Origin of the sequence: Tabrizicola sp. TH137 (genome assembly GCF_002855575.1) — a bacterium.
Lineage (GTDB): Bacteria > Pseudomonadota > Alphaproteobacteria > Rhodobacterales > Rhodobacteraceae > Paragemmobacter.
In genome coordinates this window covers 145421-161369 of record NZ_PKRQ01000005.1, presented here as the reverse complement: position 1 = coordinate 161369, position 15949 = coordinate 145421, and the positions used below count along the sequence as shown (strand labels likewise).

Genomic DNA, 15949 nt, shown 5'->3' with positions numbered 1-15949 from the left:
GGGCAGGGCCTCAGATCGGGCGGTAATCGGTGAGTTGGGTCTGCATCAGCGCAGGGTCGGGCTGGCGGTCGATATCGGCGATGAGGAGGGCCGGGCCGGGACCGGCGGCGGCAAGGATCGCGGCATCGGGGGCCGCGATGACGGAGGCGCCGCAATAGGTGATGTCGCCTTCCGGCCCGCAGTAATTGGCATAGACGATGGTCAGGCCGTGGTTGATGGCATGGGCAGGCACGACAAGGCGGCTGACATGGGTATTGGGTTCGGGGTTCGCCGTGGGAACCAGGATCAGATCGGCGCCCTCTTCCGCCAGTCGCCGGATCAGATGGGCGAATTCGACGTCATAACAGATGAGCATTGCCGCCCGGATGCCATGCAGATCGAAGGTCGAAACGGCATCGCCGGGGGCGTAGATGGATTTCTCGCGCGGGCCGAAAAGCTGCACCTTGCGGTAATGGCCCAGTTCACGCCCATCCGCGCCAAGGGCAACGGCAGAGTTGTAGATGCTGTCGCCGTCCCGTTCGGCATAGCCGATGACGATGCCGCAGCCATGGGTGCGGGCAAGGGTGGCAAGACGCTGGTGCCACGGGCCGCCACGCGGTTGGGCGCGTGCGGGAATGTCGGGCTGGTTATAGCCGGGAAGGAAGACTTCCGGTGCGACAAGGGTGATGGCCCCCAATGCGGCAGCGGCGCGGAGGGCCGCGTCAAGGGCGGCGAAGGCGGCCTCGTCCGATCCTTCGGGCGAGGGACCCTGCCAGAGCGCGATGGGAAAGGACATGCGGCCTCCGATCCCCCGAAGCCGGGGGCGTCATGCGGGTGGGGAAGGGCCGGGTCACCCCGGCCCCTCGAGGATCACTTCTTCAGGTTCGTCCAGATCGCATCATAAAGCTTTTGCGTCTCTGCATCGCAGACCTGCGCAAAGACGCCCGGCGCGGCATCGGCGGGCGGGTTGTTCTCGGGGCTGGTCTTGATCGCCTCGTCGAGGAAAGGCTCCACCCCCGCCACGCCCGAGGTATAGGCGGCATAGTTCGTGACCGCTGCCGCGTTTTCCGGTTCCAGCAGGAAGTTCATGAACTTGATCGCATTTTCCCGGTTGGGCGCGTCCTTCAGCAAGACCACATTGTCCATCCAGACGACATGGCCTTCCTTGGGATAGGAATACTCCACATTCGCCCCTTCGGCGCGGGCCTTGGCGGAAAAGCCGTTATAGATCATCCCCGCCGCCGCATCGCCGGAAACCAGAACGTCCTTCGACGTGTCCGATCCGAACGAGGCCCAATGCTGCTTGGCGTTCAGCAGCATGTCATTCAGCGCCTTGAGCTGTTCCCGGTCGGTGGAGCATTGCGGGATGCCGAGGTAGAGCGAGCCGAGGATCAGCACTTCGTTCTGGCTGTCCAGCACGTTGATCTTGCCCTGCAATTCGGCGGGCGGATCGAAGATGATGCCAAGCGAGGAGATGTCGCCCGTATAGACGTCGCGGTTGACCGAGAAGGAGGTGGAACCCCACTGATAGGGGATGGACGAGCTGCGGCCCGGATCGAACGGCACGTCCATCCATTGCGGGGCGATATTGCCGAGATTGGTCATCTCTTCCGGCGTGAAGGTGTCAAGCATCCCTTCATCGCGCATGATCTGGACCATGAAATCGGCCGGCACGGACACGTCATACTGGCCCAGCTTGCCCGCCTTCAGCGCGGCCAGCATGGATTCGTTGCTGTCATAGGTGTCGATGGTGACGGCGATCCCGGTTTCGGCGGTGAACTTGTCCACCAGTTCCTGCGGGATGTATTCGAACCAGTGATAGACTGACAGTGTGCCTTCCGCCTGCGCAGCCCCGGAGAGCAGCGCGAAGGCGGTGGCGGTGGTGAGAAGCCGTTTCATGGAAAACTCCCGTTGGGTTCAGGATCGGGTTCTCTGCCCGATGCGGTTGACGAGGTAGGAGAGGGTGACGAAAAACACCGAGACGGCCAGCATCATGGTGGAAATGGCCATGATATTGGGTTTGATCCCCTGCTTCACCGATCCGAAGATGGCGGTGGGCAGGGTCTCCATCCCGGCACCCTTGACGAAATTCGTGATGATGAAGTCGTCAAGCGAGATGATGAAGGCAAGAAGGAAACCCGAAAGGATGCCGGGCATCATCAGCGGCAGCAGGATCAGCCGGAACGCCTGCCCGCGCGTGGCATAGAGGTCGCGGGCGGCCTGTTCATAGGTATCCTCGATCCCCTGAAGCCGCGCCGCGATGGGCAGATAGGCGAAGGGGATGCAGAAGGTGATATGGGCAAGAAGGATGGTCAGATAGCCGGTGGTCAGCCCGATGGTGGAAAAGAAGATCAGGCAGGCCACGGCGACCACGATCTCGGGCACCATCAGCGGCAGGTTGATCAGCGCGAAGGTGGCCGATTTGCCCCGGAACCGCCCGCCCCGGATCATCGCTACGGCGGCGGCCACGGCGATGGCGGTGGCGGTGGTGGCGGCGATAAGGGCGATGGACAGGGAGTTCCACGCCGCCGCCTTGAAGCGCGGCGCCTCCGGCCCGGTGAAGACATCGGCATACCATCGCCACGAGAACCCGCCCCATGTGGTGATCGAGGTGGAGCCGTTGAAACTGTAGATCATCACCACGACCAGGGGCGCGTAGAGGATCACGAGGCAGCCCACGGCCATGGGCAGGAAGCCGGGATAGTGGCGCACGCCCTTCATCGCGCCTCTCCCTTCGCCTGCGCGCGGGCGTAGATCATCAGCACGATCAGCACGAGCGTCATCAGGATCATCGCCGCCGCCGCCCCGAAGGGCCAGTTGCCCTGCGATCCGCGGAACTGTTCGTCGATCAGCGACCCGATCATGAAGGTCTTGGCACCCCCCAGAAGATCGGGCGCGAGAAAGGCCCCCAGCGAGGGCACGAAAACGAGGATGCAGCCCGCCACGATGCCGGGTTTGACCACCGGCAGCACGATCTCGCGCAGCGTGACCCAGCGGCTGGCGTAAAGGTCGGCCGCCGCTTCGGAGAGCGCGAAGTTGTAGCGTTCCACGGCGGCATAGATGGGCAGCACCATGAAGGGCAGGTAGCTGTAGAAGAGGCCGAGTTGCACGGCGAGGTTCGTGTTCACCAAGGGCAGCGGATCGGTGATCAGCCCGATGGACATCAGGCTTTCGTTCAGCGGCCCGTTCTCGCGGATCAGGAATTTCAGGCTGACCGTGCGGATCAGAAGGTTCACCCAATAGGGAATGGTGACAAGGAACAGCCAGACGGCCCGCGCCTTGGGCGGGCGGGTGGCGATGAACCAGGCCGTGGGAAAGCCCACGATCAGGCAAATCAGCGTGGCCACGGCCGCCTGCCAGATCGACCGCCAGAAGATGGTGATATAGGTCCATTCCAGCGTGGGGGGCTCATCCCCGAAAAGGCCCCGGTTCAGGAAGAACTGGTCATAGGCGGCCAGCGTGAAATCCCAGATCACCCCGCCGCGGAATTCCTTGGTCAGGAAGGAATAGACCGCCATCAGCAGCACGGGCAGGACAAGGAAAATGCCGATCATCGCCCATGTCGGAAGCAGCAGCGGCGCGACGAGGCTGCTATAGCCCGTGCCGTTTTCCTTTGGGGCGGGTGTCATCCCCGCCATCAGTCGGCCAGAAGGCGGGCCGCGCCTTCCTCCAGATGCAGGGCGACGGTCGATCCCGGCGCGGGCAGTTCCGTCCGGGCAGAGTTCTGCAACCGGACGTGGAATTCCTCTCCCGTGGTCAGCCGGGTCAGGAGTTGCAGGTCGGTGCCGAGATAGACGATCCGCTCCACCGTCGCGGTCAGATCGCCGGTCGCGGCCAGAGACAGCCGTTCCGGGCGGATCGAGATATGGTGCTTGCCCGGCCCGTTTCCGGCCGCCGCGCAGGTGATGGCATGGCCACCGGGTAGGATCACGCGAGCGCTGTCGCCCTCGACCCGGTCCACCACCACCTCCAGAAGGTTCGTCTCGCCGATGAAATCGGCCACGAAGCGGTTCACCGGCGCCTCATAGATGTCGCGCGCGGTGCCGATCTGCTGCACCCGGCCCTGGGACATGACGGCGATGCGGTCCGACATGGTCAGCGCCTCTTCCTGGTCATGCGTCACGAAGATGAAGGTGATGCCGGTCTGTTCCTGTAGCGTCTTCAACTCCACCCGCATCGCCTGCCGCAGCTTCAGGTCCAGCGCGGAAAGCGGTTCGTCCAGCAACAGCACCTTGGGTTCCGGGGCGAGCGCGCGGGCCAGCGCCACGCGCTGCTGCTGGCCGCCCGAAAGCTGCGCCGGCAGGCGGTCGGCAAAGGCGGAGAGATGCACCATTTCCAGCATCCGGCCCGCCCGCGCGTTGCGGTCGGACAGGCCCATCCCCTTCATCTTCAACCCGAAGGCCACGTTTTCCAGCACGGTCATGTGCGGAAACAGGGCATATTGCTGAAAGACGGTGTTCACGGGGCGGTGGTTCGGCTCAAGCGCTGCGATATCCTGCCCGAAAAGCCGGATCTCGCCCTCCGTCACATCCTCGAACCCCGCGATGCAACGCAGAAGCGTGGTCTTGCCGCAGCCGGAGGGGCCAAGCAGCGTGAAGAATTCATTGTCAGAGATGGACAGCGATACCCCGTGCAGCGCGGTGGCGGTGCCATAGCGCTTGACCACGGAACGGATGTCGATGGCGGTTGACATGCGGCCCCATACCCCTTGCTGTATCGGCCAAGGTTAAGTTTGGCGAAGCCGGGGGGTATATACCCCCAGAGAGGTATGATGCAGCCGCTGCCCAATACCGCCGAGGGCCAATTGGCCCAGGTCATCCGCCGCGTCGGCGGGGCAGGGTTCGAAGGGGCCTTGCAGGACTGGTTCCGCCGCTGCGTCGCGCCGGACAACCTCATCATCCTTGCCTATCGCGATGCCGGCCCGCCGCAGGTCCTGTTCCGGCAGGCCGATCATCCGCAGGTCTTTTCGCAGCTCGACAGCACCTATCTCGCCGGGGCCTATCTGCTCGACCCCTATCACGACCTGCATATGAGCCGGGTTCCCGCCGGGGCCTACCGGCTGCGCGATGTGGCGCCGGATGCCTTTCACCGCAGCCGCTATTTCCGCGAGTATTACCAGCAGACGACGCTGGTGGATGAGATCACCTTCCTTCTCTATCCGGTGGCCGACGTGTCGCTGAACATCTGCCTTGGCCGTGACGCAACCTCCGGCCTGCCCTTCACCGCGCGAGAGGTGGAAACCTGCCAGAGGCTGGCGCCGATCGTCGCCGCGCTGGCAGAAGCGCATTGGCAAGGTTTGCGGGCGGAAAGGGTGCAGGCAGACGATGTAACCGGCCAATTGATGCGAAGCCTCGCCTCAGAGCGGGAGATTCGCCTTTCGCCGCGGCAGGCGGAAGTGGCGCTTCTGATCCTGCGGGGGCATTCCACAGTGTCCATCGGATTGCGCCTTGGCGTCAGCGCGCAGACCGTGAAGGTCTTTCGCAAGCAGCTTTATGCGCGGTGCGGGATCACCTCGCAGGCCGAGCTTTTCGCGCTGATGCTGCCGCTTTTGGCAACGGCTTAGGTTTTTCCGAAGCAATGGGGTGGAAAACTGTTGTCGTGGGCGGAGGGCCGGACTGGCAGTTTCGCAGGGCGAACAGGAGGAATGGATGATGGCGACAGCGGTGGACTGGCGGGCGCAGGCGGCAAGGATGACACCGCGCAGCGGGCTCTGGATTGACGGGCGCTGGCGCGACGCGGTCTCTGGCGCGCGCTTTCCCAGCGTGAACCCGGCCACCGGGGCGGTGCTGGCCGAGGTGGCGCGGGGCGATGCGGCGGATGTGGACCTGGCCGTTCAGGCCGCGCGGCGGGCCTTCGAGGAAGGGCGCTGGGCGCGCAAGTCGCCCTCTGACCGCAAGGAGGTTCTGCTCCGGCTCGCCGCCCTGATCCGGGCCAATGTGCCGGAGCTTGCGCTGCTCGACACGCTGGACATGGGCAAACCGATTGCCGAGTCCTCCACCATCGACGCGCCGGGATCGGCGCATTTCTTCCAGTGGCATGCCGAGGCCATCGACAAGCTTTATGACGAGATCGCCCCGACTGGCCCCGGCGATATCGCCATGATCCGTCGCGAGGCTCTGGGGGTGGTGGGGGCGGTGGTGCCGTGGAATTTCCCATTGGACATGGCCACTTGGAAACTGGCCCCCGCGCTGGCGATGGGCAATTCGGTGGTGCTGAAACCTGCCGAACAGTCGCCGCTGTCGGCGTTGCGGCTGGCGGAACTGGCGGCCGAGGCGGGGCTGCCCGACGGGGTTCTGAACGTGGTTCCGGGTTACGGGCACGAGGCGGGCCAGGCGCTGGGCCTGCACAAGGATGTGGACTGCCTCGCCTTCACCGGATCGACAGAGGTGGGCAAGCTGTTCCAGACCTATGCCGGGCGATCGAACATGAAACAGGTCTGGCTGGAGACCGGGGGCAAGTCGCCCAATCTGATCTTTCCCGATGCCGATCTGGACCGGGCGGCGGATATGGCCGCTTTCGGCATCTTCTTCAATGCGGGCGAGGTCTGTTCCGCCAATTCGCGGCTGCTGGTGCATCGCGATGTGCATGATGCGATGGTGGAACGGCTTGTGGCACGGGCAGGGGCGGTGGTGCAGGGCGATCCTCTGGACCCGGCCACCACGATGGGGCCGATGGTGGACAGCCACCATGCCGGCCGGGTGGCGGGCTTCATCGACAGGGCGACCGCTGCGGCGCGGCTGGTGACGGGAGGGCAGCGACTGACGCGCGACGGTTCCGACGCCTGGATCACCCCGACGATCTTCGACCATGTGGACCCGCAAAGCGAACTGGCGCGGGAAGAGGTCTTTGGTCCTGTTCTGGCCGTGATCCCCTTCGCCGACGAGGCTGAGGCGGTGCGGATCGCCAATGATACGGCCTATGGACTCGCGGCTTCGGTCTGGACGCGCGACATCGACCGCGCCTTCCGCATCAGCGCGGCCCTGCGGGTGGGGACAGTCTCGGTCAACACGGTGGATGCGCTGTCGGCCATGACACCCTTCGGCGGGGTGAAGCAGTCAGGCTTTGGCCGGGATCTTTCGCTGCACAGCTTCGACAAGTACAGCGCGCTCAAGACCGTCTGGGTCAAGCTCGGCTGACGTTGCGTAAGCCTTTGCGACTCGTTCACGACTGGCTGTATACCTAAGGCGGCCGTTCTGGTGTGCCGGCACCGTCGTCCCGGACTATTGGGGCGTTTGGAAACAATTCGTTCCGTGAACTTTGTTGGAAAATGAAAAGCAGCGATTGACGCAGCGTCATGCTGGCGTCACGCTGCTGGGGTTCACGGGTCGGGGATTACCGGTGGACTGGGCGCTTCGGGGGGTGCCGATGACAGAATTGAAGCGGATTCTTCACGTCGAGGACGATGAGGATATCCTCATGATCGCACGTCTTGCGCTTGCCGATCTTGGCGGGTTCGAGGTCATGCAATGCATGTCCGGCCCGGAAGCCTTGGAAAAGGGGGCCGCTTTCGGCCCTGATCTGCTGCTTCTGGATTTCATGATGCCCGAAATGAACGGGTTGCAGACGCTGCAAGCGCTGCGCGGTCAGCCGACGATGTCGGATGTGCCGGCCATATTCATGACCGCCAAGCAGATCGAGGTTTCGCAGGCAGAGTTCGACGGGCTGGGCGTTCTGGGCAAGATCACGAAACCCTTCGATCCCGTCGCCCTGTCGAATGACATCATGCGGCTTTGGGCGACGCGTCCGCAGCCCTAGGGCCGGGCCGTCACGGCCCTTTCGCGATGGTCTCTTCGATTTCGTCTAGCAGGGTTTCCAGCGCGGCGTGAAGTTCCGGCGGCACTTCCACGCTGTCCTGCGCGTCCTTCCACGGATCGAGCATCTCGTCCACATGTCCGGCGGCACGGCCCAGCGGCTCGAATCCCAGGGTCAGGGCCACGCCGCGGACCTTGTGCGCATCTTCCTGGAGCAGGCGCATCACAGCGGGCGCAGGCATGCGGAAATCCGCAGAGCGCAGGTAGGTGGCAAGGCGTTCGCGGCGCGGGCCGAGAGTGGCCACGAAATGCGCGCGGATCGGCGCAAGACGGGCGGCCAGATCGGCCTGCTGGGGAACATCTGCCTGAAAAGTCATGTCGTCAGTCCTTCAACGGAAAATCAATGACGAAGGTTGTGCCTTCGCCAAGCGTGCTCGTGTAATCGACGCTGCCCCCATGCGCCGCCATGATTTCCTGTGCGATGCACAGGCCCAGCCCCGTACCGCCATGCGAGCGGCGATCCGAGGAATCGACCTGGGTGAATTTCCCGAACACCTTTTCGCGCGAATTGGGCGGGATACCGATGCCATGATCCTGTACTTCGACCCAGGCCCGGCCGCCGGTGCGGCGGATGCGCACCTCGACCTTTTCGCCCCGGCGCGAGAATTTCACCGCATTCGAGAACAGGTTGTCGAGCACCTGATGCAGCCTGTCCCGATCCGCCCGGACAAAGACCGGTTGCAGCGAAGGCGAGAAGTCGAAGCTGATTCCATAACTCTGGGCGAAGGTTTCCATGGCCGCGATGCATTCGTCCACGATGTCGGAAAGGTCAACCTCATCGAAGCTGTAACTCATCTGCCCCGACTCGAGCTTTTGCAGGTCGAGCAGGTCATTGATCAGGGCGGACAGGCGGATGCTGTTCTTGTGGGCGATTTCAAGAATGTTGCGCGCCTTGGCCGGATCGTTGTCATAGGCCCCCGTCCGCAGCAGGCCGAGCGCGCCATTGATCGAGGTGAGCGGGGTGCGCAACTCGTGGCTGACGACCGACACGAATTGCGACTTCACCTCATAGGCGGCCTGAACGCGGTCGCGTTCGCGGCGCAGTTCATCCAACTGGTCAAGGCCGCGTCGATAGAGCCTGAGGAAGATGATCGAACATTCGATCACGAAGAACAGCACGAAGACCACAGTGAACAGTTGCAGCCACAGGAAATTCTTCAGCGGCGGCATCACCGCCAGCAGGTCGGAAATCGGGATGTAGAGGAAGACACCGGTATAGACGACCAGGCGCAGCAGCAGGATCTGCGGGATCTGATGGTTGTTCACCGCCGCGAACAGCCCCGCCGCGAAAAGGAAGAAAAGCGGCATGAAATGGGAGGAAATCCCTTCCAGATGCGCGACGATCCCGGCCCATAGCGCGACGGAGATACTGCTGAGGGTGGCGGTCAGGAACAGAAGGTTTCGATACCGTCGCGCCTCGCGCAGGCTGCCACCCTTCCAGCGCACGATGCGCAGCGAGACCCAGGTGTCTGAGAATTCGCAGAACTGTATGAAAAGATAGCAGAAAACGGCGATTTCGACATCATAGTAGAAGCCGCAGAGCAGCGCCGCCGCACCATAGATCGTCTGGCGTTTCCAGAACAGGACAAGGCCGCCATTCACATAGTCGCGCACCTGCTTTTCCAGACGCGCGGCGCTGGTTTCCATCCGCAGCATCCCGCGAAAATAGCGACGCAGCCGCATGAGGGCAGACATGCGCGGGTTGCGGTCTGCCGAGGCGCTGGCGCTGAGCGGGGCGGAGGTCATTCCAGAGCGGCCTTTGTCCCTAGTGCAACCGCACCCGCCGCAGTGCTTCCATGGCCACGTCGATCGTGGCCGGAATCAACTGCTCGGGCAGCGGAACCCGGCGATAGTCAAGCATCAGGAAAGTGGTGTCGATGCAGGTCGTCCGGTGAGGGACATAGTCCGTCTGCGCGAAGGTTCCATGGGCTTCGATCGCATCGCCAAGGGACACTTCGCCCAGAAAACGTTCCATCAGCGAAGGATCGGAGAGGGTGAAGGTACTGCGCTGCGGATAGGGGTTGCGACCTTGCCCGGTCTGGGCAGGCTCGAGCGAGATATCCACGAGAAGCCGGCGTTCCGGCCGTTCCAGCAGCAGAAGATCGGCCACTTCGCCGAAGACGCGGAAGGATTGGAAATAGCGCGGCATGACTGGCCCCCGACAAGGTCTTGCATCGCGCCGCACGGGCAATGTGCCGGATGCGGGCAGGTTCAAGCCTTCGGTTTCGCCGTTCAGTTGGACCATTTTGTGGTGACCCTGCGGTGATTTGTGGCGCTTTCGCGCCGGAGTCGCGTGATTCGCGCAAAAGCTGTCTTGAAATATCAATATTCCCGTGTAGGCAGAATGTCGACGAGGGGGAAACAGTGGTGGATGCACGGCATTTGGGCAGATGTCCGGAAACCACAAATTCAGCAGGAAGGGTAACATGAGGACCCACCCACAAAATGTTGTATGGAAACGGTTTTTCGCCTTTGCGGATTTGCCACAGTTTTGCCAGATTCACAGAAAGTGGGTAAATTGGGTTAGCGTTTTGCCGAGACGCATGCCCTTGTAATTTAAGAATTGTTACCAAGTGAGCGACCAATGGCCAGCCTTCCACCCCAAAGACGCGACGCCCGTTTTGCCACGGCGTCAGGGGCAGAAGTGACCGACGGGAAGACTCTTCCCACCATCGGACCTGCGCGTGAGGCAGGTGAAACCGGGACTCTGATGCTGACGACGACACTCTCCTTCCAGAACATGCACCAGCATGGTGACCTGTTCGTTAATCTCCTGCGCGCGCGCCGCAATTCCTTCATCGTAAGGAACAACTGGCGTCTGCCCGAGGCCGAAGGGATGGAGTTCGACCAGTACGACACACCCGCCAGCCGCTGGATCGCGGTGCATGAGAATGGCGAGGTTCTGGCCGGTGTCCGCCTGACACCCACCACGGCGCGGGTCGGCATGTACACCTACATGATTCGCGATGCGCAGCGCGGGATGCTCGATTCGATCCCCTCCGACCTGATGGATTTCGAGGCGCCGGTCGATCCGAAGATCTGGGAAGCCTCGCGCATCTTCGTGTCCAACCGGGTGCCGGCGCGGCTGCGCAAGAAGGTTCAGGGCGATCTGATGTATGAGATGATCCGCACGGCGCGGTCTCTCGGGGCGCAGAAGATCATCGCCTTCGGCCCTGCGGTCTGGCCGCGCTGGATCGGCAAGCTGGGCCTGAAGGCCACGCCTGCCGGTCCGATCATGGAACTTGACGGCGTGAAGGTTCAGGTTGCTGTGATGGACCTGGACCCACGCCTCCATTGAGTTCGCCGCGCAGGCGGGCAAGGTCATCGGTCAGCATCTGCCGCAACATGCCTTCATAGGCGGTGCGGTCCTGTTCCCCGCGATAGCGCGCCAGAGACCGTTCCGGCAGGCTGCGGGGCAGGGGCGCGTTGGCGCCCACGTTCTGCAACTTGCGCTCTACCGCCGCGGCGGCCTTGTTCACCGATTGCAGCGATCCGAAACGCGTGATGGAACCAAGCGACATCCGGTCGCCCACGGCGACCGTGATCCCCTGACCGGCAAGGATGGAGCCGTTGATATGCGCCTCGATATCCTGCGGCGCCATGCGGCTGCGGTTGTGGCTGATCGCAAGGAAGATACCATTGCCGCGATAGGACAACACGCTGCCCTCGCCCTCGGTCGCCTCGGCAAAGGCCTGGCCCACCATGCGCAGCCGGGCAAGGAATTCCGAAGGGCGGTGCTGGGCATGCATCCGTTCGACATCCAGCATCTTCAGCGCCATGACATTGGAGGTGAAGAGCCGGGCCCGCGTCAGCGACAGGATGTAATTCTCGAAGGAAAGATAGGCGATGGTGCGCGGCAACGATCCCAGATCGACGGGATCATGCAGCGACACCGCCGGGAAGGTCTTGATCTCGCGCTTCAGCCTTTCGATCATGGTCTGGCTGTCGGCCACGCGGTTGCGTTCCTCGACAAGCCGATGGGCCATCCCGATCCGGGCCGAAAGCTCCAGCAGGTCGAAGGGCTTGGTGATGTAATCGGTGGCCCCGGCCATGAAGGCGCGCTCGATATAGTCGCGCTGCGACATGGCGGTCAGCATCAGGATGGGCGTGGTGGGATAGGCGTGCAGGCTGCGGATCTCGCGGCACAGCGCGATTCCGTCCATGCCGGGCATCTGGATATCAAGAAGCAGGCAGTCGAAGGGCGTGGTGGTGGCGGCGATCACGCCCAAGGCCTCATGCGCCGAACGGGCCCGCGCCATGCGTTCATGGCCCGAAAGCGCCAGCGCCTCGGCCAGAAGGTCCAGGATCGTGTCGTCATCATCGACGGCGAGTATTTTCATGCTGAAACCAGCTGCCTGAGGACGTCCGCAGGTCATCACCGGAACTCGATCCGCGCAGTCGGACTTCCGCACGGGCACATACAGCACTCACATCACTGAACCCCTTCTCTTCGGGCAAATCATGTCCAGAGCGGGGCAGAAATCCGGCGTTTTGGCCGAAAGGACGGGGAATCTTCGCGGCAGGCAGGGTTTGTTTCGGTTGCCGCGACAGGTGCAGCACCGGCGCAAGGGTCCAGATGAGGGTCGCGGTCAGGGCCGGAAGGCGGGGGATCGCGCGGTCTTCTGCGTCAAATTATTTCATCAAGGGAAAATAATTTGACGGGGATTGCGTGCCACGTTTAGCCTTCCACCAACAAACCACAAGAGACGAACGACAAGGAGGGTGATGTGACCAAACGTGTAGCGGTGATCGGGGCGGGGCCGTCGGGCCTTGCGCAGCTCAGGGCATTCCAGTCGGCCAAGGCCAAGGGCGCGGATATCCCCGAGGTCGTCTGTTTCGAGAAGCAGTCGAACTGGGGCGGGCTCTGGAACTACACCTGGCGCACCGGTCTGGACGAGAATGGCGAGCCGGTCCATTGCTCCATGTACCGCTATCTGTGGTCCAACGGCCCGAAGGAGGGTCTTGAATTCGCCGACTATTCCTTCGAGGAACATTTCGGCAAGCAGATCGCCAGCTATCCGCCCCGCGCCGTGCTGTTCGACTATATCGAGGGGCGGGTGAAGAAGGCCGGGGTGCGCGACTGGATCCGCTTCTCCACCACCATCCGCATGGTCAAGTACAATGAGGCGAAGGGGAATTTCACCGTCACCGCGCATGACCTGAAGGCCGACCGGATGTATGACGAGGACTTCGACAATGTCATCGTCGCCTCGGGCCACTTCTCGGTGCCGAATGTCCCGGAGTATCCGGGTTTCGACAAGTTCAACGGCCGCGTCCTGCATGCCCATGACTTCCGCGACGCGCGGGAGTTCACGGGCAAGGACCTGCTGATCATGGGCACCTCCTATTCGGCCGAGGATGTGGGATCGCAGTGCTGGAAATACGGCGCGAAGTCGATCACCAGCACCTATCGCCGCGCGCCCATGGGCTTCAAATGGCCCGCGAACTGGGAAGAAAAGCCCGGTCTGGTGCGGGTGGACGAGACACATGCCTATTTCGGCGATGGCAGCAGCAAGAAGATCGACGCCATCATCCTCTGCACCGGGTACAAGCACCACTTCCCCTTCCTGCCCGATGACCTGCGGCTGAAGACGGCGAACCGGCTGGCGACGGCCGATCTCTACAAGGGGGTGGCCTGGGTGCATAACCCCAAGCTGTTCTATCTGGGCATGCAGGACCAGTGGTTCACCTTCAACATGTTCGACGCACAGGCCTGGTGGGTGCGCGACGCCATCATGGGGCGCATCGCGATCCCGGCAGACAAGGCCGTGCTTCTGAAGGATGTGGAGGATCGGGTCGCGGGCGAGGATGCCGGGCAGGATGCGCATGACGCCATCCATTACCAGGGCGATTACGTGAAGGAACTGATCGCCGAGACGGACTATCCGTCCTTCGACGTGGACGGCGCCTGCGAAGCCTTCTTCGAATGGAAGGACCACAAGAAGAAAGACATCATGTCTTTCCGCGACAATGCCTACAAATCGGTGATCACGGGGACGATGGCGCCCATCCACCACACGCCCTGGAAGGAGGCGCTGGAGGATTCCATGGAAAGCTATCTGCGCAACTGACCCCCGACCGGCGGGCGCGCAGCGCCCATCCCCCGCAGATGCGAAGACGACCCCGGCCATGTCCGGGGTCGTCCTGTCTTGGCGCCCCGATTGTTGCGGCCCAGACTGGAATTGCTGAAATCTTGATCCATTAGGTGCATCTTTGCCTGATGTTTGGTCATTTCCTTTCGCATTTTCACCTTGTCGTGAAACAAAGTTACCTCACATCACAATTTGCGGTCGGGGCTTTGCCCGCCCGTGCTTAACTTTGGCCGCCAGCTTCCGGGTCACATGGAGGCGGCAGAACAGCTGGGGAGTGCACGCATGGAAGAACAGATCGCCGCCTTGACGGCGGAACTGGCCGCGCTGAAGGACGCGACGGCCGGCCTGAACAAGACGACTGCCGAAACCTTCTACTGGTTGACGATCCCCCTCATGGTGCTGATCCATGCAGGGTTCTTGTCCTATGAGATGGGCGCCTCGCGCGCCAAGAACGCGCTGGCCTCGGGGATCAAGAACATCCTCGCCTTCGCCTTCATCATCCCGACCTTCTACTATGCGGGCTGGTTCATCTACTGGGCCTTCCCCACGGGTTTCAGCATGTCGCCCGGCCCGATCGGCACGTCTGGCCTTGAATATGCCCTGGCTGCGGCAAGCCCGGTGGGCCCCGCGATGGGGCCGAACGTGGCCGACAGCGCGACAGGCGTCTTCTTCGGTGCCTTCGCCATGTTCGCGGCGACCACCGCCTCGATCATGTCGGGCAGCCTGATCGAACGCATCCAGATCGTGGGCTTCACCATCCTTGCCATCGTTCTGGGCAGCTTCGTCTGGATCCTCGGCGCGGCCTGGGGCTGGCATGCGGATGGCTGGCTGGTCACGGCGCTGGGCTATCACGACTTCGGCGCGTCCGGCGTGGTTCATGCCATCGCGGGCTTCTTCACACTTGGGGTTTTGATCAACCTCGGGGCAAGGGTGGGCAAGTTCAATCCGGACGGCACGGCAAATGCCATCGCGGGGCATTCGATGCCTGCCGCGCTGGTCGGGCTGATGCTCATCATCGCGGGTTTCTGGGGCTTCCTCATGGGCTGCGTGATCTTCCCGGGCGAGGCATGGTCCTGGGGCACCGGCATCTTCCACACCATCTACGGCACGCCTGTCACCCTTTCGGCGATGACCTTCAACATCCTGATGGGCTTTGCCGGGGGCGCCATTGCGGCCTGGGTGATGACGCATGACCCGTTCTGGATGATGTCCGGCGCGCTGGGCGGGATCATCTCGGTCGCGGGCGGGCTCGATCTCTACTGGCCGCCGATGGCCTTCGTGATCGGCACGATTGGCGGGATCATCATGCCGCTCGTCGCCAGCTATGTCGAGAAGATGAAGATCGACGATGCCGTCGGCGCGGTCGCCCTGCACGGGGTGGTGGGTCTCTGGGGCGTGATCGCCGTGGGCATCTTCGCGGCCGGTTATCCCGCATTGCCCGCCGAGGGAGCACCGACCATCACCCTCTATGGGCAGGTGATCGGCGCGCTGGTCATGGCGGTTCTTGGCTTCGTTCCGGGCTATGTCGTGTCTCTGGTCCTGAAGAAGCTCGGCATGCTGCGCGTTCCGAAAGAGGCCGAACTGCTTGGTCTCGACAAGGTGAAGGTGCCGATTGAGGCCTATCCGGAATTCTTCGGCGGCGCTGCCGCATCGAAGACCCCGGCCGAGTGAACCCAGACGAAAGGAAGGACGATCATGCTGGTTGGAACTGACATCACCGACTGGGCCGCCGTGGAAGGCGCCTATTACGCCGGCGCAGGGACCGAGGCCATCTGGCTGCTTCTGTCGATGCTGCTCTGCATCGGCGCGCTCGTGGCCGGATCGCGGCATGAGCGGGCCGCCTACAGGAAGGCGAAGTAGGCCGCGCCGCAAGCCGGTATACAGGAAAGGGAAAGGCCCGGGCAATGCCCGGGCCTTTCTGCATGTCGCGCCCGCCTTTCGCTGCGATGCGGCTACAGGAAAAAAAGTTTCGCAAGAATAAAAATATCTCGCCTTGTGAATAACTCCGTGCTTTGCTGGAGGCATCGGGCAGGGGTCTGCGGGCGCGGGGACGTGACCGCGGCCGCC

At 62.8% G+C, this 15949-nt stretch carries 16 protein-coding genes; 7 read left to right on the top strand and 9 right to left on the bottom strand.

The window, feature by feature from the left end; genetic code table 11:
* Window positions 1-10: 10 nt before the first annotated feature.
* The 5 genes from C0V75_RS15810 to C0V75_RS15790 all read right to left on the bottom strand — a co-directional run bounded on the left by C0V75_RS15810 (window position 11) and on the right by C0V75_RS15790 (window position 4672).
* Entirely contained in the window at window positions 11-775 is a 765-nt protein-coding gene (locus C0V75_RS15810; RefSeq protein WP_101921934.1) for a carbon-nitrogen hydrolase family protein, read from the bottom strand.
* 74 nt (window positions 776-849) lie between these two features.
* On the bottom strand, window positions 850-1878 hold the full coding sequence (locus tag C0V75_RS15805; protein ID WP_101921933.1) for an extracellular solute-binding protein: 1029 nt from the start codon (window positions 1876-1878) through the stop codon (window positions 850-852).
* An 18-nt stretch (window positions 1879-1896) separates the two neighbouring features.
* Window positions 1897-2700, bottom strand: a complete 804-nt coding sequence (locus C0V75_RS15800; protein ID WP_101921932.1) for an ABC transporter permease — start codon at window positions 2698-2700, stop codon at window positions 1897-1899.
* A complete protein-coding gene (locus C0V75_RS15795; RefSeq protein WP_101921931.1) occupies window positions 2697-3617 on the bottom strand; it encodes an ABC transporter permease in 921 nt (306 codons plus the stop codon). The genes C0V75_RS15800 and C0V75_RS15795 overlap by 4 nt, the downstream gene beginning before the upstream one ends.
* A complete protein-coding gene (locus tag C0V75_RS15790; protein ID WP_101921930.1) occupies window positions 3617-4672 on the bottom strand; it encodes an ABC transporter ATP-binding protein in 1056 nt (351 codons plus the stop codon). The genes C0V75_RS15795 and C0V75_RS15790 overlap by 1 nt, the downstream gene beginning before the upstream one ends.
* A gap of 75 nt (window positions 4673-4747) precedes the next feature.
* Between C0V75_RS15790 and C0V75_RS15785 the strand changes: the two genes are divergently transcribed.
* The 3 genes from C0V75_RS15785 (at window position 4748) to C0V75_RS15775 (ending at window position 7734) form a co-directional block, all read left to right on the top strand.
* The gene (locus C0V75_RS15785; protein ID WP_101921929.1) at window positions 4748-5542 is read left to right on the top strand and encodes a helix-turn-helix transcriptional regulator; all 795 of its coding nucleotides are present in this window, start codon (window positions 4748-4750) and stop codon (window positions 5540-5542) included.
* An 88-nt stretch (window positions 5543-5630) separates the two neighbouring features.
* On the top strand, window positions 5631-7115 hold the full coding sequence (locus C0V75_RS15780) for an aldehyde dehydrogenase (RefSeq protein ID WP_216821474.1): 1485 nt from the start codon (window positions 5631-5633) through the stop codon (window positions 7113-7115).
* Window positions 7116-7344: 229 nt separating this feature from the next.
* A complete protein-coding gene (locus C0V75_RS15775) occupies window positions 7345-7734 on the top strand; it encodes a response regulator (RefSeq protein ID WP_101921928.1) in 390 nt (129 codons plus the stop codon).
* 10 nt (window positions 7735-7744) lie between these two features.
* Here the strand turns inward: C0V75_RS15775 and C0V75_RS15770 are convergent, their stop codons facing one another.
* From C0V75_RS15770 to C0V75_RS15760, 3 genes are read right to left on the bottom strand one after another with little or no spacing between them, the layout of a single operon-like run.
* Window positions 7745-8107 (bottom strand): Hpt domain-containing protein, encoded by a 363-nt coding sequence (locus tag C0V75_RS15770; RefSeq protein WP_101921927.1) that lies wholly within the window; start codon window positions 8105-8107, stop codon window positions 7745-7747.
* Between the two features lie 4 nt (window positions 8108-8111).
* Window positions 8112-9536 carry a cell wall metabolism sensor histidine kinase WalK gene (locus C0V75_RS15765; RefSeq protein WP_101921926.1) on the bottom strand — a complete coding sequence of 475 codons (1425 nt, stop codon included), beginning with the start codon at window positions 9534-9536 and terminating at the stop codon, window positions 8112-8114.
* A 19-nt stretch (window positions 9537-9555) separates the two neighbouring features.
* Window positions 9556-9939 (bottom strand): hypothetical protein, encoded by a 384-nt coding sequence (locus C0V75_RS15760; RefSeq protein ID WP_101921925.1) that lies wholly within the window; start codon window positions 9937-9939, stop codon window positions 9556-9558.
* 495 nt (window positions 9940-10434) lie between these two features.
* Here C0V75_RS15760 and C0V75_RS15755 point away from each other — a divergent pair, with 495 nt between their 5' ends.
* Complete coding sequence (locus C0V75_RS15755) at window positions 10435-11088, top strand: acyl-homoserine-lactone synthase (protein WP_371410693.1); 654 nt, start codon at window positions 10435-10437, stop codon at window positions 11086-11088.
* Here C0V75_RS15755 and C0V75_RS15750 read toward each other — a convergent pair.
* Window positions 11024-12130 (bottom strand): PleD family two-component system response regulator, encoded by a 1107-nt coding sequence (locus C0V75_RS15750; RefSeq protein ID WP_158241855.1) that lies wholly within the window; start codon window positions 12128-12130, stop codon window positions 11024-11026. The two genes, C0V75_RS15755 and C0V75_RS15750, sit on opposite strands and share 65 nt — an antisense overlap.
* Window positions 12131-12517: 387 nt before the next feature.
* Between C0V75_RS15750 and C0V75_RS15745 the strand changes: the two genes are divergently transcribed.
* From C0V75_RS15745 to C0V75_RS23005, 3 genes are all read left to right on the top strand, one after another.
* Complete coding sequence (locus tag C0V75_RS15745) at window positions 12518-13861, top strand: NAD(P)-binding domain-containing protein (protein WP_101921922.1); 1344 nt, start codon at window positions 12518-12520, stop codon at window positions 13859-13861.
* 303 nt (window positions 13862-14164) lie between these two features.
* Window positions 14165-15553 (top strand): ammonium transporter, encoded by a 1389-nt coding sequence (locus tag C0V75_RS15740; RefSeq protein ID WP_101921921.1) that lies wholly within the window; start codon window positions 14165-14167, stop codon window positions 15551-15553.
* 24 nt (window positions 15554-15577) lie between these two features.
* The gene (locus tag C0V75_RS23005) at window positions 15578-15742 is read left to right on the top strand and encodes a hypothetical protein (protein WP_158241854.1); all 165 of its coding nucleotides are present in this window, start codon (window positions 15578-15580) and stop codon (window positions 15740-15742) included.
* Window positions 15743-15949 lie beyond the last annotated feature (207 nt).